Genomic DNA, 22,237 nt, shown 5'->3' on the forward strand with positions numbered 1-22,237 from the left:
GGGTCGGCGTCGGCGTGGGCTTCGGGACCTCCGTGTAGGTGTTGGTCACCGTGACAAGGGTGGCGCTGGCAGCGCCCTCCTTGATCGTGAAGGCTCCGTTGTCGATCTTGGTGTCGACCGTGTAGCCCTCGCGCTCAGCGCCGCCGTCAGCCTGCTTCTCCTTCTCGGTGACCTCGCAGTTGGTACCTACCGGTACGGACGGGCCGTCGACGGGCGTGCCGTCGCCCTTCACGTCAAGGGTTCCCTCGGAGCCGTTCTCACACGTGTAGGCGATCTGGAAAGTCTCCTTGGAGAAGGCCTCCTTGTTGCTTCCCTCGACCTTCTTCACGACGGAGAAGGAACCGGTCTTCTGAATGACCTCGTTGTACAGGCCCACAGCCTGCACGGAGGAATCGACCGCGAACGTCGCGGTCTCCTGCGTCTCAGTACCGTTGACGGAGAAGGTCTTGCCTCCCCAGCCAAGGGCCCCGGGAAGGGCCGCTGCGGACGTGTCCTCCGTCAGCGTGATCTTGGTTCCCTTGGGGAACTCGCGCAGGGTGTCCCCGGCCTGCTGCTGGCCCGCAGCCACCTCAACGGTGTAGGGGTTCGACGCCGGCTTATTGGCCCAGGTCGGGTAGTCGGTCTCGGTCGTGCCGTTGGGGAGCTCGTAGGCGACGTTCACGCGGATCTTGGTGTCCGCAGGGACGTCGTTCTGGTGAGCGCCGGTGACGTACTTCTTGACCCCGAAGGATCCGAAGCCCTGAGTCAGCTGCACGTCGTAGGAGATCGGGTCCTTGTAGGCCATCTGTGCGGACACCGTGGTGTTCTTACCGCCGTTCAGGGTGGCGCTGTTGGAGTAGACCTTGCCTGGGACGATCTTGCCGCCCTCGGCCAGGGACTGGTAGACGATCTCGTAGTTCGCGTTCTTGGCGAAGTTGCCGTCTGTACGGGACAGGGTGATGGACGCAGTGGTCCCGTCGGCGCCGATGGTCGGCTTCAGGGTGAACTTTCCGTGGTCGGTGTTCATGGCTGTGCCATCGGCCTTGGCGACGTCGAAGTAACCGTCGGCGCCACCGCCGAACTCCTCAGGGTTGACCCGCACGTACCAGGAGCCGAGATCCGGGTTGAGCTTCTGCCCGCCCCCGGAGACGTCGTTGAAGGTGACGGTGTTGACGCTACCTGCCTCCACTCCCAGGTGGTTGGCGATGGTCGTACCACTGAACTGGATGTGCCAGGTCAGGCTGCTGGACTCGCGCTTGAGGGAGTTGGCGTACTTGCCAAGGTCCTTCTCAACCCATGCGATAGGGAGAATCCGCTCGTTGTTGGGGTGGAAGACCTCGACCTCGGTGCCGTTGGCGTCGAAGGTGGTCTTGTTGTCCTGGGTCACCTTCTGGGCCACGATCATCTGGTTGCCCGAGCCCTTGAGCTCGGTGGCGGCGCTGATCGCGGCGTTGAAGGTGCAGGTGAGGGTCTCGGTGGTCGTGACGCAGTCACCCACCTTGGTGCCGTTCCCGAGAACAAGATCGTCGTGTCGACCGATCTCGCGGTACCGGTACTCCGCCGGAAGGCCGATGCTGAAGGACTCGTCCGGCTGCGGATTGGCGGTAGAGGCGTCCCAGGCGAACTTCATGCGAACCGGGTCCTCGAGGTGCGCGGGCTTGCCCGGAAACTCCGTTCCGTCCTTGTCCGCGAGGATGAGAGGACTGAAGGAAACCTTCACCCCTGCATTCTGGTTCGCGCTCGCACGAGGTGCCACCAGCGCGACAAAGCTACCCAGTGCGACCAGCAGTACGCAGGCGAGCAGAGTCGCTACATACTTGCGACGCACGGAGAGGTGCTGTAAGTGCATTCGTTATCTCCATCTTCATGGGGTGACATTCCTGGATTGTGGGGAAGTACAGGAATTCGTCGGGATACTATGGCGCTGACCCTAATGCGGGGAGTGCAATTTACGTTTTGTAACCATTGCGTTGCCGTATTGGTATATTTGCTGATCGGATGCTTGGTGTGCGCAGTATTCTCGGGCCCGCGCGGCCACCTGTGGGTTCCGGTCGCCGGGGAGATGTCTCCATAGACCGCGGTACGGTTCTGCGTTCATCGTGACGCCATGAGTTCCATGGTGGTGAGTCGTCGTGCGCTTGCGGGGCTGGTCGCGCTCGGCGGTGCCGGCGTGGTGCTCCGTCGGGACGGTGGTGGCGCCTGTCCTCGGCCGGGGCGGGATCCGGGGGTTGAGACCAGGATTCGCAATGATCGTGATGACGTGGACGGTCGTCTGTGGGAGACGGTGACGGCGGCGGGCTGGCGGACGGACACGGGGCTGCGGTTCACCGGTTCCTTGAGCGGGGACTACCTCGACTACGACGGTCCTGAGGGGCTCGGTTCGTCCCGCCAGGATTTCGCGGAGATGCCCAAGCTGGTGCATGAGGATGACGACTGTGTGGTGGTTCAGGCGGGGGCTGGGGTGTGTGCGCTTGAGCGTGCCGATGGGCGGGTGCGTTGGTCGGTGGCGTTGGAGGCTCCTCAGGGGGTGGTGACCGGGGGCGTGTCGCGTGGATTGGTGTGGACCAATGCGGGTGCTGTGGATCTGGGGACCGGTGAGGTGAGGAGGGTGCCCGAGGCGGTGTCCCGGGCGGTCAACCTGGTGGCCGGTGAGGGCGTCGTCGTGACCGTCGTGCCCGGCTACGGCGACAGGAGTGAGCTCGTCTGCCTGGAGTCCCGTGGCTGCTCGGAGAGGTGGTGCACCGGGATCGACGACCCGGGTGCGGCGTCACTGGCTCTCGACCACGAGGACAATGAGGTCTCCATCGGGCTGTCGGACCGCTACGACCTGGACAGCGGTGCGTACAACCTGGTGCTGGTGGACTTCCGTCGCATCGGGCCACGGGAGGGGGTCTTCGTCGTCGTCGACACCGAGGCCGGCGAGAGGGTGCGGGTGGTGGTCGACGACGACGGGACAGCGGTCGCGGTCCGTGCGTTCGCGCCGCAGGAGAGACTGAACGACGCGGGCTACCGGGAGGAGCGCACCTCGGGCGAGGAGCTGTGGTCGGTTCCGTTGGAGGCCCGCCCGGGCGCGGTCGTGGCCATTGACTCCGCCCTGGGAGAGCAGGGATCCTCCTTCTGGGTCATGGACCTGGACGATTCCGGCGCGCTGCACCTGGCGCACTGGAAGCCTGGCCCTGCGTGAGTGCGGAGCCCCCGGCCCGCGATAGGCCGGCGATAGGTGCGGGTGACCGCACGTTAATCGGCTCCGCCTCCGCGGTGGGGCCGGCAGCGCGATCGGTACCCTGCCAAGGATCCTTCAGGCCCTGCGGCATGTTGACGCGGGATGACGGAGCGTCGTCTAGCGTGTGTCGCGGCCTGATCGGGCAGGCCGGCTCCCGCACCCCGCGGGCGCATGGCGGCCCGCCCCCTTGTGCAGAACAGGAACGACGTTGACAAGCCTCGACACCTTCCACTCCCGCTCCAGCCTCGACGTGGACGGCCGCGGTTACGAGATCTACCGCCTCGACGCCGTCCCCGGCCTGGAGCGCCTGCCCTACAGCCTCAAGGTGCTGGCCGAGAACCTGCTGCGCACCGAGGACGGCGCCAACATCACCGCTGATCACGTGCGAGCCCTGGCCGCCTGGGACCCCGCCGCCGAGCCCGACACGGAGATCCAGTTCACCCCGGCCCGCGTCGTCATGCAGGACTTCACCGGTGTGCCCTGCATCGTCGACCTGGCCACCATGCGTGAGGCGGTCGCCGACCTCGGTGGCGACCCCGAGGTCATCAACCCCCTCAACCCGGCGGAGATGGTCATCGACCACTCCGTCCAGATCGACTCCTTCGGCCTGCCCGGCTCCCTGGAGCGCAACAAGGAGCGCGAGTACGAGCGCAACGCCGAGCGCTACCAGTTCCTGCGCTGGGGACAGGGCGCGCTGTCCAACTTCCGCGTCGTTCCTCCGGGCACCGGCATCGTTCACCAGGTCAACATCGAGTACCTGGCCCGCATCGTCTTCACCCACGAGGCTGACGGCGTCACCCAGGCCTACCCAGACACCTGCGTGGGCACCGACTCCCACACCACCATGGTCAACGGCCTGGGCGTCCTGGGCTGGGGCGTGGGCGGCATCGAGGCCGAGGCCGCCATGCTGGGTCAGCCCGTCTCCATGCTCATCCCCAAGGTCGTGGGCTTCAAGCTCTCCGGAGCCATCCCCGCCGGCGCCACCGCCACCGACGTGGTGCTGACCATCACCGAGATGCTGCGTGCTCACGGGGTGGTGGGCAAGTTCGTGGAGTTCTACGGAGAGGGCGTCGCCGAGGTGCCGCTGGCCAACCGCGCCACCATCGGCAACATGAGTCCCGAGTTCGGATCCACCGCCGCGATCTTCCCGATCGATGAGGTGACCCTGGACTACCTGCGCCTGACCGGCCGCTCCGAGGAGCGCGTGCGCCTCGTGGAGGCCTACACCAAGGCCCAGGGCATGTGGCACGACCCCGCTCGCGAGCCCGTCTACTCCGAGTACCTCGAGCTGGACCTGTCCACCGTGGTGCCCTCGATCGCCGGCCCCAAGCGCCCCCAGGACCGCATCATTCTGTCGGGGGCCAAGGAGTCCTTCCAGGAGGTCCTGCCCGCCTACGCCTCCCAGCCCTCCAAGCCGACGCCGGTGACCCTGGCCGACGGCACCGCCACCGAGCTCGACCACGGGCACGTCGCCATCGCCTCGATCACCTCGTGCACCAACACCTCCAACCCCTCGGTGATGATGGCCGCCGGCCTGCTGGCACGCAACGCCGTGGCCCGGGGCCTGCGCTCCAAGCCCTGGGTGAAGACCTCCACCGCCCCCGGCAGCCAGGTCGTTACCGACTACTACGAGAAGGCCGGGCTGTGGCCCGCCCTCAACGAGCTGGGCTTCAACGTCGTCGGCTACGGCTGCGCCACCTGCATCGGCAACTCCGGGCCGCTGCCGGCCGAGGTCTCCCAGGCGGTCAACGACGCCGACCTCGCCGTGGTCTCGGTGCTCTCGGGCAACCGTAACTTCGAGGGACGCATCAACCCCGACGTCAAGATGAACTACCTGGCCTCCCCGCCTCTGGTCATCGCCTACGCCCTGGCCGGGACCATGGACATCGACTTCGCCACCGAGCCGCTGGGCCAGGACCCAGAGGGCCGCGATGTCTTCCTGTCCGACATCTGGCCCGACCCCACCGAGGTCCAGGCCGTCATCGACGCCACCATCGACCGCGAGATGTACACGCGCGACTACGCCGACGTCTTCGCCGGTGACGAGCGCTGGCAGGGCCTGGACACCCCCGAGGGGGACACCTTCGCCTGGGACGAGGAGTCCACCTACGTGCGCAAGGCCCCCTTCTTCGAGGGGCTGACCATGGAGCTGACCCCGGTCACCGACATCGAGGGCGCTCGGGTGCTCGCGCTGCTGGGCGACTCGGTGACCACCGACCACATCTCCCCGGCCGGTGCCATCAAGGCGGACTCCCCGGCCGGCCGCTACCTGGCCGAGCACGGCGTGGCCCGCGCAGACTTCAACTCCTACGGATCGCGCCGCGGCAACCACGAGGTCATGATCCGCGGTACTTTCGCCAACATCCGCCTGCGCAACCGGCTGCTCGACGGCGTCGAGGGCGGCTACACCCGCAACCTCCTCACCGGCGAGCAGGAGTCGATCTTCGACGCCTCCCAGGCCTACCAGGCGGCCGGCATCCCGCTGGTGGTCCTGGGCGGCAAGGAGTACGGCTCGGGATCCTCACGCGACTGGGCCGCCAAGGGCACGGCGCTGCTGGGCGTCAAGGCCGTCATCGCCGAGTCCTTCGAGCGCATCCACCGCTCCAACCTCATCGGTATGGGCGTGGTGCCCCTCCAGTTCCCGGCAGGGCAGAGCGCTGAGTCGCTCGGTCTGGACGGCACCGAGATCTTCTCCATCACGGGCCTGACGGCGCTCAACGAGGGCACCACCCCGCGCACCGTCACCGTCAGGGCCGAGAAGGCCGACGGCTCGGTGATCTCCTTCGATGCCGTCGTGCGCATCGATACTCCTGGCGAGGCCGACTACTTCCGCCACGGCGGCATCCTGCAGTACGTGCTGCGCCAGCTCGTCGGCGCCTGAGCCGGCTTGGCCCGGCGTCGAGCGAATTTACCGGCAAAAGGAACGTGCACGGTACTCGTCCTGGTCGCCGGCGCCTCGACCGGGCTTGGACTGGCCACTGCGGCCGAACTGGTTGATGACGGGATGACGTCGTCCTGCGCGCCTGCACCCTCCCGCCCCCCCTCACGGGGCAGGATCTCGCCGACCGAGCACTGGGCGAGCCGAGCCTGTGGAACTGGTGGTGGGGAGCGCAACCGGTGGCTCAGTACCACTGATATCTTCTGGGCCGCTTCCGAGTGGCGGGCATACTGGGAACACTGGGACACCAGTGGCACCGGAGCGGAATAAAGCGGACGGGGGAGGACAGGCTAGGGTTTCGTCACCTCCGGGGGCGGGGCACCTTCCACTGGCTCGGTTGCCGTCAGGACCTGCTGAGGTAGGCGCAAGCACTGCAATCCGGGATGATCGCGTAGTCCTGTGGCTCCGAAGCGGTACCACACCGTCACCACGGAGGCGATCACTGCGGCCGCGCCCTCGAGGCGCAAGGGGGACGTGTCCTCGAACTCGGCGAAGAACAGGCCCTCGGCGGGGAAAGGATGCATAGAGACTATGGCGGAGAAGTAGAAACTGATCCACTGGTAGTCCGCACGCTGCAGCAGGATGCGCTGCTCGGTGACCAGACAACGCACCTGCTGGTGCTCGCGCCACTGATCCGCCGCGAGTCGTTCGGCGGCTCGACGTCTGGCGCTGTTGCTGATCGCGGTGGCGCCCATACCTGCCAGGACGAAGGCTGGCGATCCAAAGAACATACCGCTGGACTGCGTGTAGGACACGGTGGTTCCGTAGAAGCGCGCGTAGCCGGCCGGGCAGTCCACAACCGCAGCCTCGCCGGGATCCAGCACGACGTCCCAGGGCCGGAACCTGCCACCAGGGTCATCGGACAGGAGGCTGATCGCCAGTGCGCGGGCGTGATCCCAGGACTTGTACAGATCATCGCGTCGTGCGATCTCACGGCGTTCTTCCAAGGTGAAGTGGCCTGCACGCCTCCGATGGGCCACATAGACCCGGTGCATATGGTTGATGAACAGAACTATAGCGGTGATGAGGAGGATGGAGTTGAGCGAGCTCAGGGCGACGACGGCTAGCCTCGTTCCCGCGTTCCACGAATTCGAGGTCTGCGAGCTGGACTGGTTCAGGAGATTGAACAGCTGCACCAGGAGCCAGCCGATAACTGAGGCCGCCAAGCACAGGATCCAGCCTCGGGCGCCGGTGGCTTGCTTGAAGGGGCCAGGAGTGATGGGCGCGCTGCCTTGAGCATATGAGGATGGATGATCGGGCATTGGGAACTCCGTTCATGTGTTCGCTGCCTACGATAGGGGATGGCGACGACATGCAACGGCGCTCGCGCCTCGGTTTCATCTGGTACCGACCAGTACTGGCCTGTGTTGCGCCTGTGCTCGCGACCGCGGTTGGCACCTACTCCGACAGCAAGATGCTCGTCAGTGCTTTGGTGCTTGCCCTGGCCACGGTCACGGGGCTGTCCCTGCCCGATGCCGGCTGGCCCGCGTGAATGATGCCATGGAACTGCTGGGAGGTGTTGGTCGTCGAGACGCTCCGGGGTGGTGCTTCCTCGGCCGAGGGCATGAGCAAGTCATCGAATGTATGGGCAAACCGTCGCGAACATGGTGCGAAACTCAGTGTTCGACAGGTCTCCCATGTGCTGGGCAGTCTCGCAGGGAGTTGTAGAGAATTTATAAATGTTTGTGGAATAAAAGCCTTCTGTGTTCCGTTGCCCTGTAGGCCACACCGGCTGAACAACTAGCTACAACTTGTGAGGAGCAACGTCCATGACCAGCAGCGCTACTATCTCAAACGAGCCCGCCTGTAGCCGGGACCAGCGGGTCGAGGAGGTCGACCTTCTCGTCGTCGGAGGCGGCAAGGCGGGCAAGTCCCTGGCGATGCTGCGCGCCAAGGCCGGTGACAAGGTCATCATGGTGGAGCGGGACAAGGTGGGCGGCACCTGCATCAACGTCGCCTGCATTCCCACCAAGACCCTCATCTCCGCCGCACGGGTCCTCCATGAGGTCCAGGGCTCGGGTGCCTATGGCGTCACCCTGCCCGAGCAGGACGGCGGCACCGACGCCCTGACCCAGGCCCGCATCGACCTGGCCTCCTTCCGCGCCCGCAAGGAGGCCGTCGTGGGCGGCATGGTGGCGGCTCACGAGAAGATGTTCCCCGCCTCCGGGATGGACTTCGTCAAGGGCACCGCCCGCTTCGTGGGGGAGCGCACCGTCGAGATCACCCTGAACGACGGTGGCCTGCGGCGCGTACGGGGCGCCAAGGTCCTCATCAACACCGGTACGACGCCGTCGGTCCCCCCGATCGATGGCCTGGCCGACGTGCGTTACTGGACCAGCGAGGACCTGCTCACCCTGCCCGAGCTGCCCACTGGGCTCGTGGTCCTGGGCGGCGGCGTCATCGGTGTCGAGATGGCCTCCCTCATGGGGCTCCTCGGCGTGCCGGTCACCATCGTCCACGCCGGTCAGCACATTCTGGACCGTGAGGACGACGACGTCGCCGCCGAGGTGACCGCCGGCCTGGAGGCCCTGGGCGTCACGGTCCTGACCGGTGCGCGCGCCTCGAGAGTCAGCGCTGCGGCCGACGGGCAGGGCGTCGTCGTCACCACTGCCGACGGGCGCGAGGCGACCGGCTCCCACCTGCTCGTCGCCCTGGGACGCACTCCTGTCACTGCCGGCCTCGGCCTGGAGACCGCGGGGGTGGAGCTGACCGAGCGTGGCTTCGTGCACGTCGACGACCACCTGCGCACCACTGCGGAGAACGTCTACGCCGCCGGTGACGTGGCCGGGACGCCCCAGTTCACCCACGCCTCCTGGAACGACTTCCGCGTCCTGCGCGACCTCTTCGCCGGTAAGGAGGCCTCCACCACCGGGCGCCTCATCCCGTGGGCCGTCTTCACCACGCCCGAGCTCGGGCACGTGGGCCTGACCGAGGCCGAGGCCCGCCAGGCCGGCTACGAGGTGCGCGTCGCCAAGACGCCCACGGCGGCCGTCCCGCGCGCTAAGACCTTGGGCCGCACCGAGGGCTTCTTCAAGGTCGTCGTCGACGCCCGCACCGACCTCATCCTGGGCGCCGCCATCATCGGTGCCGAGGCCAGCGAGGTCGTCACCAGCATCCAGATGGCGATGCTGGGTGGCCTGACGTGGCAGCAGGTGCGCGATGCCGTCATCACCCACCCCACCATGAGCGAGGGACTCAACATCGTCCTGGACTCCCTGGGCTGAGAACCTGAGGCCGGGCCCCGCCTGGACGGTCTGAATGACCTGCTCAGGCGGGGCGAACGCCCAGGCTCTCGACGCGCTCGGCCCCCGGCAGCGCCACGAGCAGCGCCCCGGGCACCAGGAGCTTGGAGTGGCGCACGCCCGAGCCGATGAGCACCGTGGCCCGGTCCGCCACGGCGCCGTCAATGAAGAGCCTCCAGTCCTCGGGCAGGCCGATCGGTGTGATCCCGCCGTACTCCATGCCGCTCATCTCCACGGCCCGCCCCACCGGCAGGAACGAGGCCTTGCGCACGTCGATGCGCTTCTTGACGACGTGGTTGACGTCGGCGAAGTCGGTGGCGCGCACGACGCAGGCTGCGATGCGCTCCTGGCCGGTGCGCTTGCCGGCCACGAGCACGCAGTTCCCGGTCGCCTCGGGGTCCAGGGAGTAGTGCGCGTTAAGGGCATCGGTGTCGGAGTGGCTCGGGTCGATGGGGACCACCTGTGCCTGACGGGCCAGATCCGCGCCCTTGGGGGAGGAGACCTCCAGCGCTCGTAGCGCCGCGGCCACGGGCTCGGCGAGCAGGTCGGCACGATCCAGTGCCGGCTGCCAGCCGATCTCCGCGGCGAAGACCTCAGCCGGATCACGCAGCTCAGTCATGCCTCTCATCCTCTCGACGACGTGGAGCGTCTCTCGATGCGCTCCACCAGACGGGCCTTGACCTCAGGCCACTGCTCAGGGGTCATGGCGAACATGGCCGTGTCGCGCGGGCGACCCTCCTCGCCGGGTGCCAGTGAGGGCTGCCAGGCGCGCAGGACTCCTTCGAAGGTCGCGCCCAGCGCCGCGATCGCGCCGCGAGCCACCTCGTTACGCGCATCGGTCTTGATATCCACGCGGTCCACGCCCCACTCCTCAAAAGCCTGCGTGAGCAGCAGGAGCTTGGCGGCCGGGTTTACGGCGGTGCCGCGAACAGCCGGCGAGAGCCATGAGGATCCGACTTCGACGGCGAAGAGCCTCCCGTCCGGCATCCATCGCGGCGTCAGGTAGGCGGTGTGCCCGACGACTCGGCCGGAGGCGACCTCCACCTGCGCGAAAGGCGCGTAGGTGCCCGTATCCCGACGGGCCAGACTGCGAGCCACATAGTCCTCGACCGTCTCCGGCGCCGGAACCGTGGCGAATGGGCTGGTCGCGGCTGCCTCGGCGGCCTGCTGCAGTCCGGGGACGTGATCGGGCGTCAGCGGCTCCAGGCGCACGATGCTGCCGGTCAGTACGCCAGAAGACAGAACAGGGGGCGGAATGTGCGGTGGGGCCGAGCTCATGCCCCGATCATGGCAGCCGCGGCACAGTCGCCGCCGAGTTGCTTCAGCATGTGGTCTCATTGTCCCCGTGCTGCACGTCATCTTCTTCTCTCCGCGCATCCCGGGCAACACCGGGGCCGCGATCCGCCTGAGCGCCAATACCGGCTCCATGCTCCATCTCGTGGACCCCCTGTTCGACATGGACGACGCCAAGCTGCGCCGCGCCGGCCTGGACTACCACGACCTGGCCAACACGCGCGTCCACGCCACCTGGCAGGAGTGCCTGGAGCAGGTCCCCGGGCGCATCTTCGCCTTCACCTCCCACACCGAGCGCCTCTACACCCAGGTCGACTGGCGTGACGACGACGCCCTTCTGTTCGGCCCCGAGCCCACCGGCCTGCCCCAAGAGATCCTCGACCACCCGAGGGTGAGCGCCCACCTGCGCATCCCCATGGTGGAGGGAAACCGCTCCCTCAACCTCGCCAACTCCGCCGCCATCGGCCTGTACGAGGCCTGGCGGTCCCTGGGCTTTGCCGGTGGGGCCTGAGCCCCTGCCTCAGCCCTTCTCAGAGCATGCCGGCGGGGCGGATCGCCAGGTCCTCCACGACCGCGTCCATCGGGGTGTCCACGGCCAGGCGCACGGCCGCGGCTACCGACTGCGGCGCCATATGGTCCGCAGCCCGGTAGGCGGGAGTGGCCATGATTCCCTCAGCGCGCAGGCGTGCCGCGTTGAAGGCCTGCAGCCGCTCCTGCATGGGGGTGTCCACTCGGCCCGGGTAGATCGAGGTCACCCGCACCTTGCCCGCCTCCTCCTGGCGCAGCGTGTCGGCGAAGGATTTCAGCCCCGCCTTGGAGGCGGAGTAGAGGGCGTTGCCCGAGCGCGGGTTCACTCCGGCGCCGGAGTTGATGAACACCGTCAGCCCGCGGGCCTCCCGCAGTGCGGGCAGTAGCAGATTCGTCAGGTACGCCGCCGCCACCAGGTTGAGGTTCAGCACCGCGCGCCAGCGCGTGGGCGTGATCTTGTCGACCGCACCAGGGGCCTCCATGCCGGCGCTGTGCACCAGCACGTCGAGGCTCTCGATGTCGATCCGGTTGATCAGTCTGGCCAGGGCCGTGTCGTCGGTCAGGTCGACCGGGCAGATAAGGACTGCGGTCTGAGACTCCTCCTCCAGGGCGAGTGCCAGCTCCTCAAGGTCGTTGATGGAGCGGGCCAGCAGGATGAGGTTGTGGTCCCGTGCCAGGTCCCTGGCCACGGCCAGGCCGATCCCGGAGGTCGCTCCGGTGATCAGGGCGATAGGGCGGCGCTGGTGGCGGCCGGAGCCTGCACGGGTGAAGCCGTGAGCGGGGGTGAAGGGGGCGGACTCCCCCTGTCGACGACGTCGGCCCGACTTGGAGGTCGCGGCGTCGACCTGGGCGATCTGTGGGCTCACTTGCCGTCCCTGAGGAAGACGGCGGCCCCGGGCTCCCCGGGCACGGAGTAGGTGGCGGTGAGCGTGGCCCGGGCGATGCAGTGCGGGGCCAAGGTGAATGCGGCCTTGGCGGGACTGGCCTCGTCGTCCAGGCCCAGGGTGTCCACGTCCAGGGCGGAGACGGTGAAGACGTAGCGGTGGTCGCCGTCGCCCGCAGGCGGGTAGGGGCCGAACCAGGCATGGTCTCCCGAGTCTCCGGCCAGGTGGAAGGCGGCGCCGTCGAGCTGAAGATCGCTGGCCCCCGCACCCCGCTCCAGCGAGGTGACCGAGGCGTCCAGGTCCACGATGGTCCAGTGCCACCAGCCCGACATGGTGGGAGCGTCCGGGTCGAAGCAGGACACGACGAAGGACTGCGTCTGCTCGGGGAATCCCGACCAGCTCAGGGCCGGGGAGACATTGTCGTGGACGCCGGTGAAGATGTCCGGGATCCGTCCCTGCTCTGTCAGATCCGCAGAGGTCAGGGTGAAGGTGGGGGCCGTGGGCAGGAGGCCGGTAGGGGCCGGCGGGCGAGGGCGAGTGAGGTCGGCTGTCATAGGTGTACCTCCAGGCAGGTGATGGATAGAGGCGGTGGCCTTCCATGAGGGCACGACCACAACTGTAGACGGCCCTCAGCGAACCCGTCCCTGTGGATCTCCTGAGGACGGGTCAACGAAGTCTGTCACTGCCTCGAGGGCGCATTGTTGCCGGGTGTCCTGATTGATGTCACACCGGGGCGCTATCCTGAATCCCGTCCGTCGAACGCATGTTCAATCTGAAGGGAGGTGTCATGAAAGCCGTGACCATGCGCGCACCGGTAGGAGCCCGGGATCGTCTTGCCCAGGCCCGCCTCGCCCTGAGGCTGGCTGAGGAACGCACCGGACTGCGTGACTCAGCGGCCCTGGAGGTGCAGCGCGCCGTCTCCTCGGCAACAACCAGCACGTCAAGGGGAGCCGCGACTGCTGCGGCCAGCCCGCCTCAGACGGCGTCCCTCACGGGGCTCGCGACCACGCAGGACTCGGGTGTGCTCAACCTGCAAGGATCCGCCACCCTCCTCCTGGCCGCCCTCGCCCTGCGCCAGGGAAGTGTCGGTTGGTGCGCCGTCGTCGGGGGAGACGAGCTGGGCTGGTGCGCGGCCGCCGAGGTCGGCCTCGACCTCAACCGGGTCCTGACCGTTCCGGCATCAGTCCTTGACGACGCCTCCGCCCTGACCGTCGTCTCCGCCCTGCTCGACGGCGTCGGCACTCTCCTCATCGGCGCCCCTGTCGCCGAGCGCCTACGACCCCAGCACCGCAGACGCCTGCTGGCCCGGGCGCGTGAACGCGGCTGCCTCATCCTGACTCCTGCCCCCTGGGAAGGGGCCCGCACTCTCCAGGCCGACACCTTGACCCCTGACACCGGAACCATGGATGCATCCCCCGTACAGGTCCTGGTGGAGTACCCCGTGGAGCCCTCGATGGAACCCTCTACCGACAGCGTCGTCATCCCCATCGGGCGAAGGGCCGCAGCAAGCCTTCCGGCGCAAGCCATGGAGATGCCGGCCGGATACCTGCGCCGCCTCGGCTGGACACTGACCGACGCTCAGCGCCCACAGACCGCAACCACCGGCAACCTGACGCTCTTCCTGTCCGCCGACGGCCTGCAGGCCGGCTCCCGCATCGATACCCAAACCTCCCCCAGGCTGCAGGAGGCAGTCGGATGAGTCGGCCGCAACCGAACCGGCCGCCCGGACCGCCGGCCTCCCGGCTCGTGGCCATCTGGGTCCCCGACTGGCCCGTCGTCGCCCTCACCCTCGATGCCCGCCGGCAGCGCCGCCACCACCGTGCACGTCCAGGGGGCATCCACCTACCGGATCCGGCCACCGAGCCCGTCGCCGTCGTCGGCGCTCGCGGAGTCCTCGCCGCCTCCGCCCCTGCTCGCAGCGCCGGCATCACCACGGGCATGCGCCTGCGCACCGCCCGATCCCTGTGCCCTGGGCTCATCGTCCTGCATCCCCAGGAGGAACGCGAGGCCCGTGCCTTCGAAACCGTCATGGAGGCCCTGACCTCCCTCCTGGCAGACCCCATCGTGGCCCGCCCCGGACTGGCCTTGTCCGGAGCCAAAGGACCCTCCGCCTGGGCTGGTGGAGAAGATGTCCTCGCCGCAGCCCTCGTCGAGGCCGTCGCCCAGGAGGCCGACGTCGAGTGCCAGGTCGGTATCGCCGACTCCCTGTCCGGAGCGGTTCTGGCCGCCCGCCAAGGGATCATCGTCGAACCGGGACGGACCCCCGACTTCCTCGCCCCCTGGCCCCTGGACTCGCTCCTGGCCTGCCTGTCCCTCAGGCGCCTGCGACGTGACGCCCGCCCCCTGCTGGAGACCTTCGCCCGACTCGGACTGCGCACCCTGGCGGACCTGGCCTCCCTGCCCAGAAAAGACGTCGCCGCCCGCTTCGGCCCCATGGGAGAACAGCTCCATCGCCTGGCCGCCGGCACCCACCACGAGGCCCCTGCCATGACCCGGCCGGCCCAGGACATCGTCGTCACCTCCACCCTCGACCCGCCCGTGGAACGTGCGGACACCGCCGCCTTCGCTGCCCGACACCTCGCCGAGACCCTGGCGGCCCGGCTCCTGTCAGAAGGCCTCGCCGTCGGACGCCTCGCTATTGAGGCCCGCTGCGCCGACGGCGCCGAGCTGGTCCGTACCTGGATGCTGGAGACCACCCCCACCACCGCAGAGCTCACCGACCGTGTGCGTTGGCAGCTCGAGGGCTGGCTCTCCGGACGCTCCGGGCGCCCACCCTCCTCCGGGCTGACCCACCTGAGCCTGACGGCCCTCGAGCTGAGCCCCGCCACAGCAGCCCAGGCAGGGCTGTGGCAGGCGCCTGGCCAACAGGATGAGGCTCGGGCCCGCCGCGCCGCCGAGCGCGTGGAGTCCCTCATTGGGACCGGCACCGTCCAGGTCCCCAGGATCGATCCCGGACGCGACCCGCGCTCGCGGGTGCGCATGGTTCCCTGGGGGGAGGAGTACGCGGGTGAGTCCGGCGGTGACGGCTCGGCCCCCTGGAGCGGCGCCCTGCCCGAGCCCTCGCCCTCCATCGTCCTGCTCCGGCCGGTCCCCGTACGTCTCACCGATATCCAAGGGCGCGAGCTCGGTGTCGACATCCACGGTCAGCTCGACGGCGTCCCCGGCTTCCTGAGCATTGGTGACGGCGTGGTCGATAGTGCTGTCAGTGCTGTTGCTGGTGAGGTCAGGATGGAGTCCGTGCTCCTGTGGGCCGGCCCCTGGCCGGTCGACGAGGGCTGGTGGGCTCCGCAGGGGCCCTCGCGTCGCGCCTACCTCCAGGTGGTCACCGACGTCGGGCCGCCCCGCCTGCTGGTGCGTTCAGGCGGATGGTGGCTCGATGCCGTGTACTCCTGACGCTGTACCGGCTGGTTCGCCTGCGACAATCAGACCGGGCGTCGTCGTCCCTGCAGCCACAGAAGCGCCAATGTCACCAGGCACAGCCAGGCCAGTCCCAGGGACCAGCCGGCCAGGACGTCGGTCATCCAGTGGTAGCCCAGGTAGACGCGGGAGACGCCCACCAGGAGGGTCGCTCCTGCCGCTGCCATGATCGCCAGTGCCCGGTACAGGGATGCCGCCGTGGTCATCAGGACCATCCCCGCCAGCAGGCCCGCGAAGACGGCCGTGTTGAAGGAGTGCCCCGAGGGGAAGGACGTGGTTGAGGCGGGGAAGCCCAGAAGGGTGTCGGTCGAGGGGCGTGCTCGCCCGAAGACCTCTTTGAGAACCACCGTCAGCAGGCTGGAGCCGAGCATCGTTACAGTCAGGACCAGGGCGCGCACACGGTGCCCCCGCATGAGCAGGAGGGAGGCGCAGATCGCGGTCAGGACCGTCAGTCCCACGGTGGAGCCAAGAACGGTGAACACCTGCATGACGATGGTCAGAGCCGGGTGGCGTTCATCCACGGCCCTGGTGGTGACACCTTGGTCATAAGGCGCCAGCCCTGTTCCGGCGCTCGTGGTCAGGGCCAGCCAGGTGAAGACCGACAGCGTGGTGACGGCGGTCACGGCCAGCGCGCAGGCACGTCTGGTGCGCCAGGTGTCGGGCAGGTGGTCGAGTGAGAGCATGAGCGCGAGGTTATCGGCGACAGTCAGGGTGAGGCTATGTGTGCGCCATGGGCCGGCTGAGTGGTATTGCCAGCGACCAGGACGTTCGGCGGGTAGCATCCGGCCCGAGTGTCCACACCCCGGCCAGGAGGACCCGCGTGGCCAAGCTCTACTTCCGCTACGGCGCCATGAACTCCGGTAAGTCCACGGGGCTGCTCCAGACCGCCTACAACTACGAGGAGCGCGGTCAGCGAGTCCTGCTCATCAAGGCGGTGGTCGACACCAAGGGCGAGGACTCAGTCGTCTCCCGGCTCGGGGTGTCGCGTCGTGTCGACCTCCTCGTCGATGCCGACGACGACCTGCGCGCCCTGGTACGCCAGCGGGCCCTGGCCGGTGCGCAGCCCGTCTGTGGTGCGGGTGGTGCTCAGCGGGAGGCTGTGTCCCTGCGAGAGGTTCTTGACTGTGTGCTCATCGACGAGGCCCAGTTCCTCACGGCCCTTCAGGTGGACCAGCTCATGGAGATCGCGCTGATCGACGACGTGCCCGTCCTGGCTTACGGGATCCGTACCGACTTCCGCACGGTCAGCTTCCCAGGGTCGCGGAGGCTGCTGGAGATCGCCCATTCCCTGGAGGAGCTGAAGACCATCTGCCGCTGCGGACGCAAGGCCATCTTCAATGCCCGCAAGGTGGGGGAGTCCTTCGTCTTCGACGGTGATCAGGTGGCCATCGACTCCGGGGAGGTCACCTATGAGTCGCTGTGCGGCAAGTGCTACCTCGCTGCCGGTGGGAGGCTATCCGGCCAGTGAGCCGGGCTCCGGGACTGTGCTTGTACTGGCGCGAGTACAAGGCCGACTGAGCGAGGCTGTGGGTAGCGGGGGACAACAGCCATTCCGAGATATCCCTTGTATTCGATGTATTACAAGCGTTATCGTGAAACTGTGAATGTCTCCTACGCGCTCATCGCAGATATCGTCCGCTCCCGCGAGCTGCCTGACCGCAGGCGGGCTCAGCAGGTCATCTATGAGGCCCTGGAGCGCGCTGCCGAAGGCCTGGCGTTGACGCAGTCCCCATACGCCACGGTCGGCGACGAGCTGCAGGCGGTCTCGGCGACCCTCCCCGATGCTCTCGCTCTCACGCTGCGCACGCACCTGCTCCTGCCTGAAGGGCTCGGCCTGCGCTTTGGCGTCGGCGCCGGAGTGATCTCTGAGGTCGAAGGCGCGGTGGGAGGCGGTTCCGACGGCGCGGCTGCGCGTCCTATCCAGGACGGCTCGGCATGGTGGGCTGCACGTGAGGCGATCGAGAGGGCTCACGCTCTTCAGGATGAAGGCAGGTCCTTCATTCGCACCTGGCTGCGTATCCACCCGGATGCGGTTAGTGGATCAGGAGGGGGGAGGGGGGAGCGTGAGGGGCTCGTCAATTCTGTGCTGATCCTGCGCGACCAGACAGTGTTCCGTTTTCAACCGCGTCAGCGTCGCATGATGGCCGGACTTCTCATGGGGGCGACCCAGGTCGAGGTTGCCCGTCAGGAGAAGGTGAGTCAGCAGGCCGTGTCTGAGTTCGCTCGTGGTGCTGGATCCTCCCTGCTGGAGGTTCAAAAGATCTTCGACGGAGTGACTGCGTGGAGTGGTGGAGGTGACGGCGAATGACGGCACTCCTTGTTCTTCTGCTTGCCGTGGCTTCTGTGCTCAACAGCTGTGTTCGGGTGGGGTGGATGCTGCGGGGGTTGAGGTTGGCGGTGGGGCTGTTGGCGGCGGCCTCAGTCCTGACTGTCCTTGGTGTCCTGGTCGGATGGCCGATCCTTCATGTTCGTGGTGGGGGTGTTGTTGCCGTCGTTCTGATGTCAGTGGCTTGGTTGTGCTGGGATCTGGTTCCGCAGCGATGGTGGGCGAGGCTGCCGGGATCTCGTCAGCAGAGCCGGCTGGGGAGCGAGGGTCCCAGGGAAGACCTGAGTCACGTGCTGCCTCTTGTGCGACTTGCTTGCACGGCTCTCCTGTTTCTCGTTGTAGCGGTCTGCGCCCTTGTGTCCGAGCCGCTTGGTTCCAGGGCTGCCAAGGTGGCTGCCGCCGTCGGGGTTGCCGTTTTCCTGACCGCACCCGCTAATCGAATCGTCTCCGACATTCTTGCTGTTGCTCGTCAGTCCTCGCAGAAGAATGAGAAACAGGACGATTCGGGGGCGTCAATGCGCGGTGGTCGTTGGATCGGTCCGCTTGAGCGAATTCTCATTCTCCTGCTCGCCTCCGTCGAGGCGCCCGCTGCTGTCGCCGCAATTGTTGCTGCCAAGGGTGTGATCCGATTCCCTGAGATCAGCAAGGATGAAGCGGGACAGAAGGCCGAGGAGTTCCTCATCGGCTCCTTCGCCTCCTGGATTCTGGCCGTCCTGGGCGCTGTTGTCATTCACGTCTCCTGAACGGGAGGGCGGGGAATCGGGATGTCGGTGCTCGGGCTCTGCCCGGAAGTCTTCGAAAGGGAGGCTAGACAGTGCCCATGTAGTGCACTATGATGCACTACATGGAAGTGAGTGCGGAGTCGCTGGCCCACGAGATCGGTGTGCGGATCAAGCAAGAGCGCAGCACTCGCCGCTGGACGCTCGACCATCTCGCAGAGGTCGCCGGGGTGAGCCGACGAATGCTCGTGAAGGTTGAGCAGGGTTCGGTCAATCCGAGTATCGGCACGCTGCTGCGGCTCTCGGACGCACTCGGTATCGGGCTTCCGACACTCGTCGAGCCCCCGATGTCACGCGCGGCCAAGCTCGTGCGCCGCGGTGAAGGGGCTCGTTTGTGGAGCGGCGACCATGGAGGATCCGGTGTCCTCGTCGCCGGCACACAGCCGCCCAATGTCGTTGAGCTGTGGGACTGGACCCTCGTTCCAGGAGAACGCCATGCGAGCGAGGCACATGCTGCTGGTACTTGCGAATTGCTACACGTCCAGGCCGGATCGATCCTCGTCACGGTTGGTGACGATGCCTACGAGCTGCGCACTGGAGACGCACTGACGTTCTACGGAGACGTCGCCCACTCCTATGACAACCCCGGCCAGGAGCCAGTACGGTTCTCACTCGCGGTCTTCGAGCCGGGGGTCGGAGCCGTACGCGGAACGGAGCCCTCGAATGACTAACCCCATGAGTCCGAACGACTTCCTTGATGTCTGCGCCATCGAACCGGCCGTGTTCGAGCTGCGTTCCGACTACCGCGCGCAGCTACTCGTCGTCGACGGCATCTCGGCAAGCCTGGGTGCGTGTGAAGGTGACGATGTCGCAGATGGCCTTATCCAGGCGGCGGAGGACCATGCCCGAACCCTGCTCGCAGAGTCCGCGGTCGACAAGCTGCCGCATATCGCAGCCTGGCGTGAGGCCTACCGGGCGTTTGGAGCCAAGCCGCAGCGCACCCGCAACAGCCTCGAGGCCTTGACCCGTCGTGCGCAGAAGGGTCTGCCCCGGGTGAATGTACTCACCGACATCTACAACGCGATCTCGGTGCTGCATCAGATCCCGCTCGGCGGTGAGGACTTTGCCCTGTACGCGGGGCCAGCGCGCCTGATCCGCGCCACCGGCCAGGAGCGCTTCGACACCACTGCCGACGGTGAGGTCGTCGTCGAGCATCCCGATCCTGGAGAGGTCGTGTGGTGCGACGACGCAGGAGTGACTTGCCGGCGCTGGAACTGGCGCCAGGCCCGTCGCACCGGTCTGAGCGAGGCCACCCGGACGGTCTTCTTCATTCTCGACGCTCTCTCCCCGGTCTCCGATACCGAGCTGAGAGCTGCTGCTGACGCTCTCGCTCAGGCACTCAGTGCCCTTGGCTCAGACGTGAGCGTCTCCCGACGAGTGATTGGCGCGTCATGAAGCAACCGCACCAGGAGGGCGGTCCTACCTCAATCCGTCTCGCCGGGTTGAGTGCCTTCCCCCTTACGCCGCTTCGCGACGACGCCGTCGATGAGCACGCCTTCGCCGGCCTCGTCGAACGGCTCACTGCAGCTGGGGTGGATTCCATCACCGCCTTGGGTTCGACCGGTTCCTATGCGTACCTCACGCCGGCCGAGCGTGCTCGGGTAGCCCGCATCGCCGTCGAGCACGCCGGAGCGACTCCGGTATTCGTCGGAGTCGGCGACCTGCGCACGTCGCGCGTCCTCGCCCATGTGGACAGCGCGCAGGAGGCCGGTGCGGCCGGTGTCCTGCTGGCCCCGATGACCTACCAGCCCCTCAGCGACGACGAGGTGCTCAGACTGTTCCGTGCTGTCACCGAGCACACCGACCGCCCGGTCATCGTCTACGACAACCCCGGCACCACGCACTTCACGTTCACTACGGAACTGTATGCCCGTATAGCCGAGTTGCCCGGCATTGCATCGATCAAGATCCCCGGCGTCCCCGCCGACCCGACTGCAGCGCGTGAGCGCGTCGCGATGATTCGGGCCGCGATTCCTGAGCACGTCACGATCGGCGTGTCCGGAGACGCGTTCGCAGCCACCGGCTTGAATGCCGGCTGCGACGCCTGGTACTCGGTGATCGGGGGAACCCTCCCAGCTCCTGCGCTTTCGATCACCCGAGCTGCTCAGGCGGGTCGGGCCCGGGAGGCTGCCGTAGAGTCACGACGACTCGCACCTCTGTGGGAGCTGTTCGCCGAACTCGGCGGAAGCCTACGCGTGACTGCGGCGATCGCCGAGCACCTTGGTCTCGTTCCACCGTCCTGCCTGCCGCTGCCGATCCGGGGGCTCACCGACTTGCAGCGAGTGCAGGTCATCGATGTGGTGACCGAGCTCGATCTTGTCTGAGCGTCGAGAGGATTTCGGTCTGTCGGGTCGGACGAACTGGACGCTGGCGCGGTACGTGTTCGCGGCCACGCTCGTACGCTCAGCCGATGGAGGCGCGGTGGTCGCCGTTGTGCTGCTCGCCCAGTCCTCAGGAAAGCCCGGATGGATGTCCGGCATGCTGGGAGCGGCAATCATCGCACCACATCTGCTCGGTCCGTTCATCGCCCGCCGCCTCGACACTGCAGATGACGGCAGGAGGATTATCGCCGTCTCGGCCCTCGCTCACGGACTACTGCTCGGGACTGCCGGGCTACTACTGCCAGTGGCGTGGACCGTCGTCCCGGCAGTACTGCTGGTCCTCTCGGGAGTATTCGGGCCCATGCTCACCGGAGGAGTGAGCAGTCGATTGCCGTCGATCGCGGGGCCGTCGCAAAAGAGCCAGCGGCGCGCACAGAGTTGGGACGTCGCCAGCTACGGCGTCAGCGGCACGCTCGGGCCCGCTGTTGTCGCATGGATCTCGGCTGCTACTGGTCCGCTGGGAGCGATGCTTATTCTTGCCGCCTCAACACTCATCGGGGCTGGGGCTGTGCTCGCGCTGCCGAAGCAGGCGCCGGCTGCTGAGTCGGGTGCCGTGAGCTCGTCAGCACGCGTCCTGATGACGATCTGGCGATCCAGGCCGCTGCGCTGCACGTTGGGGCTTACGGTCGTGGTCGCGTTCTCGGTTGCGGCGCTACCGATCTATGCCGTCGCCGTCGCCCCGGCTCTTGGTGGGGCTGCTCTGGCCGGCACCCTGGTTGCTGGGTATGGAGGTGGTGGTCTTGCCGGATCCGTGCTGTTGATGGTGTGGCCGCTCAAGGGAGACGCCGACAGGCTCACGTCGCTGCTGGCCGGAGTGGTCGCCGTAGCGCTGGGCGTCGTCATATCGGTGTCGAACCCCGTCCTGACGATGATTGCGTTCACTGTTGTCGGTGTTGCGAACTCCCTGTTCTTCGCTGCGACATTAGCGGCTCGCAGCGAGTACTCGCCTCTTGAGTCACGGGGGCAGGTGTTCATCTGGGTCGGGGCCCTGAAAATCGCGGCGGGATCAGCTGGTACAGCGGTTGCCGGCGCACTTGCCGGCGCTGCGGTGTGGCTTCCGATCGCTGCTGTTGCCGTCCTATCGGCCGCAAGTTCCCTCTGGTGCGTCATGGAGCGCCGACGGGCTGGGGCGGGCTGACAGAGGGAGCGTTTCAGCTTCCCGATTATTCGTTGTTATCGCGGCGGTTTCTGGGGGTGGTTGTGTGGTGCGGTTGGTGGGGGCGGGGCTATAGTGTACGTATGTTCGA

Annotated in this window: 21 protein-coding genes; 14 read left to right on the plus strand and 7 right to left on the minus strand. The window is 67.2% G+C overall.

From position 1 onward, the window contains the following. The coding region (locus BKH33_RS04385) for a DUF7926 domain-containing protein (protein ID WP_244157420.1) at positions 1–1,699 on the minus strand (1,699 nt) is incomplete at its 3' end. Positions 1,700–2,086: 387 nt separating this feature from the next. On the opposite strand from BKH33_RS04385, the gene BKH33_RS04390 reads away from it, so the two are divergent. Together BKH33_RS04390 and acnA are read left to right on the plus strand one after the other, a co-directional pair. Continuing rightward, positions 2,087–3,163: a hypothetical protein gene (locus tag BKH33_RS04390; protein ID WP_232621444.1), complete on the plus strand. Its 1,077-nt coding sequence runs from the start codon at positions 2,087–2,089 to the stop codon at positions 3,161–3,163. A 247-nt stretch (positions 3,164–3,410) separates the two neighbouring features. Beyond that, the gene (gene acnA, locus BKH33_RS04395) at positions 3,411–6,083 is read left to right on the plus strand and encodes an aconitate hydratase AcnA (RefSeq protein WP_003785540.1); all 2,673 of its coding nucleotides are present in this window, start codon (positions 3,411–3,413) and stop codon (positions 6,081–6,083) included. A gap of 347 nt (positions 6,084–6,430) precedes the next feature. On the opposite strand, the gene BKH33_RS04400 is transcribed toward acnA, so the two are convergent. Beyond that, positions 6,431–7,306, minus strand: a complete 876-nt coding sequence (locus BKH33_RS04400; RefSeq protein ID WP_232621443.1) for a hypothetical protein — start codon at positions 7,304–7,306, stop codon at positions 6,431–6,433. 146 nt (positions 7,307–7,452) lie between these two features. On the opposite strand from BKH33_RS04400, the gene BKH33_RS04405 reads away from it, so the two are divergent. Together BKH33_RS04405 and BKH33_RS04410 are read left to right on the plus strand one after the other, a co-directional pair. Beyond that, on the plus strand, positions 7,453–7,632 hold the full coding sequence (locus BKH33_RS04405; protein ID WP_003785562.1) for a hypothetical protein: 180 nt from the start codon (positions 7,453–7,455) through the stop codon (positions 7,630–7,632). A gap of 277 nt (positions 7,633–7,909) precedes the next feature. Continuing rightward, positions 7,910–9,364, plus strand: a complete 1,455-nt coding sequence (locus tag BKH33_RS04410) for a dihydrolipoyl dehydrogenase family protein (RefSeq protein ID WP_003785552.1) — start codon at positions 7,910–7,912, stop codon at positions 9,362–9,364. A gap of 43 nt (positions 9,365–9,407) precedes the next feature. Here the strand turns inward: BKH33_RS04410 and BKH33_RS04415 are convergent, their stop codons facing one another. Then, positions 9,408–10,001, minus strand: coding sequence for a YbaK/EbsC family protein (locus BKH33_RS04415; protein ID WP_076070506.1), 594 nt, complete (start codon positions 9,999–10,001; stop codon positions 9,408–9,410). 5 nt (positions 10,002–10,006) lie between these two features. Beyond that, on the minus strand, positions 10,007–10,660 hold the full coding sequence (locus BKH33_RS04420) for a GNAT family N-acetyltransferase (RefSeq protein WP_003785573.1): 654 nt from the start codon (positions 10,658–10,660) through the stop codon (positions 10,007–10,009). A 67-nt stretch (positions 10,661–10,727) separates the two neighbouring features. Here BKH33_RS04420 and BKH33_RS04425 point away from each other — a divergent pair, with 67 nt between their 5' ends. Continuing rightward, the gene (locus tag BKH33_RS04425) at positions 10,728–11,186 is read left to right on the plus strand and encodes a tRNA (cytidine(34)-2'-O)-methyltransferase (protein WP_003785599.1); all 459 of its coding nucleotides are present in this window, start codon (positions 10,728–10,730) and stop codon (positions 11,184–11,186) included. A 19-nt stretch (positions 11,187–11,205) separates the two neighbouring features. Here the strand turns inward: BKH33_RS04425 and BKH33_RS04430 are convergent, their stop codons facing one another. Together BKH33_RS04430 and BKH33_RS04435 are read right to left on the minus strand one after the other, a co-directional pair. Continuing rightward, positions 11,206–12,069: an SDR family oxidoreductase gene (locus BKH33_RS04430; protein ID WP_003785554.1), complete on the minus strand. Its 864-nt coding sequence runs from the start codon at positions 12,067–12,069 to the stop codon at positions 11,206–11,208. Continuing rightward, positions 12,066–12,641, minus strand: a complete 576-nt coding sequence (locus tag BKH33_RS04435) for a YbhB/YbcL family Raf kinase inhibitor-like protein (protein WP_043539942.1) — start codon at positions 12,639–12,641, stop codon at positions 12,066–12,068. Before BKH33_RS04435 ends, BKH33_RS04430 begins: the two co-directional genes overlap by 4 nt. A gap of 233 nt (positions 12,642–12,874) precedes the next feature. On the opposite strand from BKH33_RS04435, the gene BKH33_RS04440 reads away from it, so the two are divergent. Next, positions 12,875–13,786, plus strand: coding sequence for a hypothetical protein (locus BKH33_RS04440; RefSeq protein ID WP_043539953.1), 912 nt, complete (start codon positions 12,875–12,877; stop codon positions 13,784–13,786). Beyond that, positions 13,783–15,480 (plus strand): Y-family DNA polymerase, encoded by a 1,698-nt coding sequence (locus tag BKH33_RS04445; RefSeq protein ID WP_076142583.1) that lies wholly within the window; start codon positions 13,783–13,785, stop codon positions 15,478–15,480. Before BKH33_RS04440 ends, BKH33_RS04445 begins: the two co-directional genes overlap by 4 nt. Before the next feature lie 29 nt (positions 15,481–15,509). Here the strand turns inward: BKH33_RS04445 and BKH33_RS04450 are convergent, their stop codons facing one another. Then, the gene (locus BKH33_RS04450; RefSeq protein ID WP_003785595.1) at positions 15,510–16,187 is read right to left on the minus strand and encodes a phosphatase PAP2 family protein; all 678 of its coding nucleotides are present in this window, start codon (positions 16,185–16,187) and stop codon (positions 15,510–15,512) included. A gap of 137 nt (positions 16,188–16,324) precedes the next feature. Between BKH33_RS04450 and BKH33_RS04455 the strand changes: the two genes are divergently transcribed. The 7 genes from BKH33_RS04455 to BKH33_RS04485 all read left to right on the plus strand — a co-directional run bounded on the left by BKH33_RS04455 (position 16,325) and on the right by BKH33_RS04485 (position 22,128). Next, a complete protein-coding gene (locus tag BKH33_RS04455) occupies positions 16,325–16,972 on the plus strand; it encodes a thymidine kinase (RefSeq protein ID WP_003785548.1) in 648 nt (215 codons plus the stop codon). A gap of 132 nt (positions 16,973–17,104) precedes the next feature. Beyond that, positions 17,105–17,812 carry a SatD family protein gene (locus BKH33_RS04460; RefSeq protein ID WP_076139950.1) on the plus strand — a complete coding sequence of 236 codons (708 nt, stop codon included), beginning with the start codon at positions 17,105–17,107 and terminating at the stop codon, positions 17,810–17,812. Between the two features lie 407 nt (positions 17,813–18,219). Beyond that, positions 18,220–18,573 carry a hypothetical protein gene (locus BKH33_RS14330; protein WP_309314330.1) on the plus strand — a complete coding sequence of 118 codons (354 nt, stop codon included), beginning with the start codon at positions 18,220–18,222 and terminating at the stop codon, positions 18,571–18,573. A 101-nt stretch (positions 18,574–18,674) separates the two neighbouring features. Next, complete coding sequence (locus tag BKH33_RS04470; RefSeq protein ID WP_043539951.1) at positions 18,675–19,280, plus strand: helix-turn-helix domain-containing protein; 606 nt, start codon at positions 18,675–18,677, stop codon at positions 19,278–19,280. Positions 19,281–19,284: 4 nt separating this feature from the next. Next, positions 19,285–20,004, plus strand: a complete 720-nt coding sequence (locus tag BKH33_RS04475) for a B3/B4 domain-containing protein (protein ID WP_003785556.1) — start codon at positions 19,285–19,287, stop codon at positions 20,002–20,004. After that, positions 20,001–20,933: a dihydrodipicolinate synthase family protein gene (locus BKH33_RS04480; protein WP_003785550.1), complete on the plus strand. Its 933-nt coding sequence runs from the start codon at positions 20,001–20,003 to the stop codon at positions 20,931–20,933. Before BKH33_RS04475 ends, BKH33_RS04480 begins: the two co-directional genes overlap by 4 nt. Before the next feature lie 97 nt (positions 20,934–21,030). Then, entirely contained in the window at positions 21,031–22,128 is a 1,098-nt protein-coding gene (locus tag BKH33_RS04485; protein ID WP_003785578.1) for a YbfB/YjiJ family MFS transporter, read from the plus strand. Positions 22,129–22,237: the final 109 nt, after the last annotated feature.

The organism is Actinomyces naeslundii (assembly GCF_001956585.1).
GTDB lineage: Bacteria > Actinomycetota > Actinomycetes > Actinomycetales > Actinomycetaceae > Actinomyces > Actinomyces naeslundii.

What these genes read in the sequence shown, in the direction of transcription:
- BKH33_RS04390 (WP_232621444.1), top strand. Translation starts at nt 2,087, where the DNA reads ATGAGTTCCATGGTGGTGAGTCGTCGTGCGCTTGCGGGGCTGGTCGCG.
- BKH33_RS04405 (WP_003785562.1), top strand. Translation starts at nt 7,453, where the DNA reads ATGCAACGGCGCTCGCGCCTCGGTTTCATCTGGTACCGACCAGTACTG.
- BKH33_RS04410 (WP_003785552.1), top strand. Translation starts at nt 7,910, where the DNA reads ATGACCAGCAGCGCTACTATCTCAAACGAGCCCGCCTGTAGCCGGGAC.
- BKH33_RS04415 (WP_076070506.1), bottom strand. Translation starts at nt 10,001, where the DNA reads ATGACTGAGCTGCGTGATCCGGCTGAGGTCTTCGCCGCGGAGATCGGC.
- BKH33_RS04420 (WP_003785573.1), bottom strand. Translation starts at nt 10,660, where the DNA reads ATGAGCTCGGCCCCACCGCACATTCCGCCCCCTGTTCTGTCTTCTGGC.
- BKH33_RS04435 (WP_043539942.1), bottom strand. Translation starts at nt 12,641, where the DNA reads ATGACAGCCGACCTCACTCGCCCTCGCCCGCCGGCCCCTACCGGCCTC.
- BKH33_RS04440 (WP_043539953.1), top strand. Translation starts at nt 12,875, where the DNA reads ATGAAAGCCGTGACCATGCGCGCACCGGTAGGAGCCCGGGATCGTCTT.
- BKH33_RS04445 (WP_076142583.1), top strand. Translation starts at nt 13,783, where the DNA reads ATGAGTCGGCCGCAACCGAACCGGCCGCCCGGACCGCCGGCCTCCCGG.
- BKH33_RS04450 (WP_003785595.1), bottom strand. Translation starts at nt 16,187, where the DNA reads ATGCTCTCACTCGACCACCTGCCCGACACCTGGCGCACCAGACGTGCC.
- BKH33_RS04470 (WP_043539951.1), top strand. Translation starts at nt 18,675, where the DNA reads ATGGAAGTGAGTGCGGAGTCGCTGGCCCACGAGATCGGTGTGCGGATC.
- BKH33_RS04475 (WP_003785556.1), top strand. Translation starts at nt 19,285, where the DNA reads ATGAGTCCGAACGACTTCCTTGATGTCTGCGCCATCGAACCGGCCGTG.
- BKH33_RS04480 (WP_003785550.1), top strand. Translation starts at nt 20,001, where the DNA reads ATGAAGCAACCGCACCAGGAGGGCGGTCCTACCTCAATCCGTCTCGCC.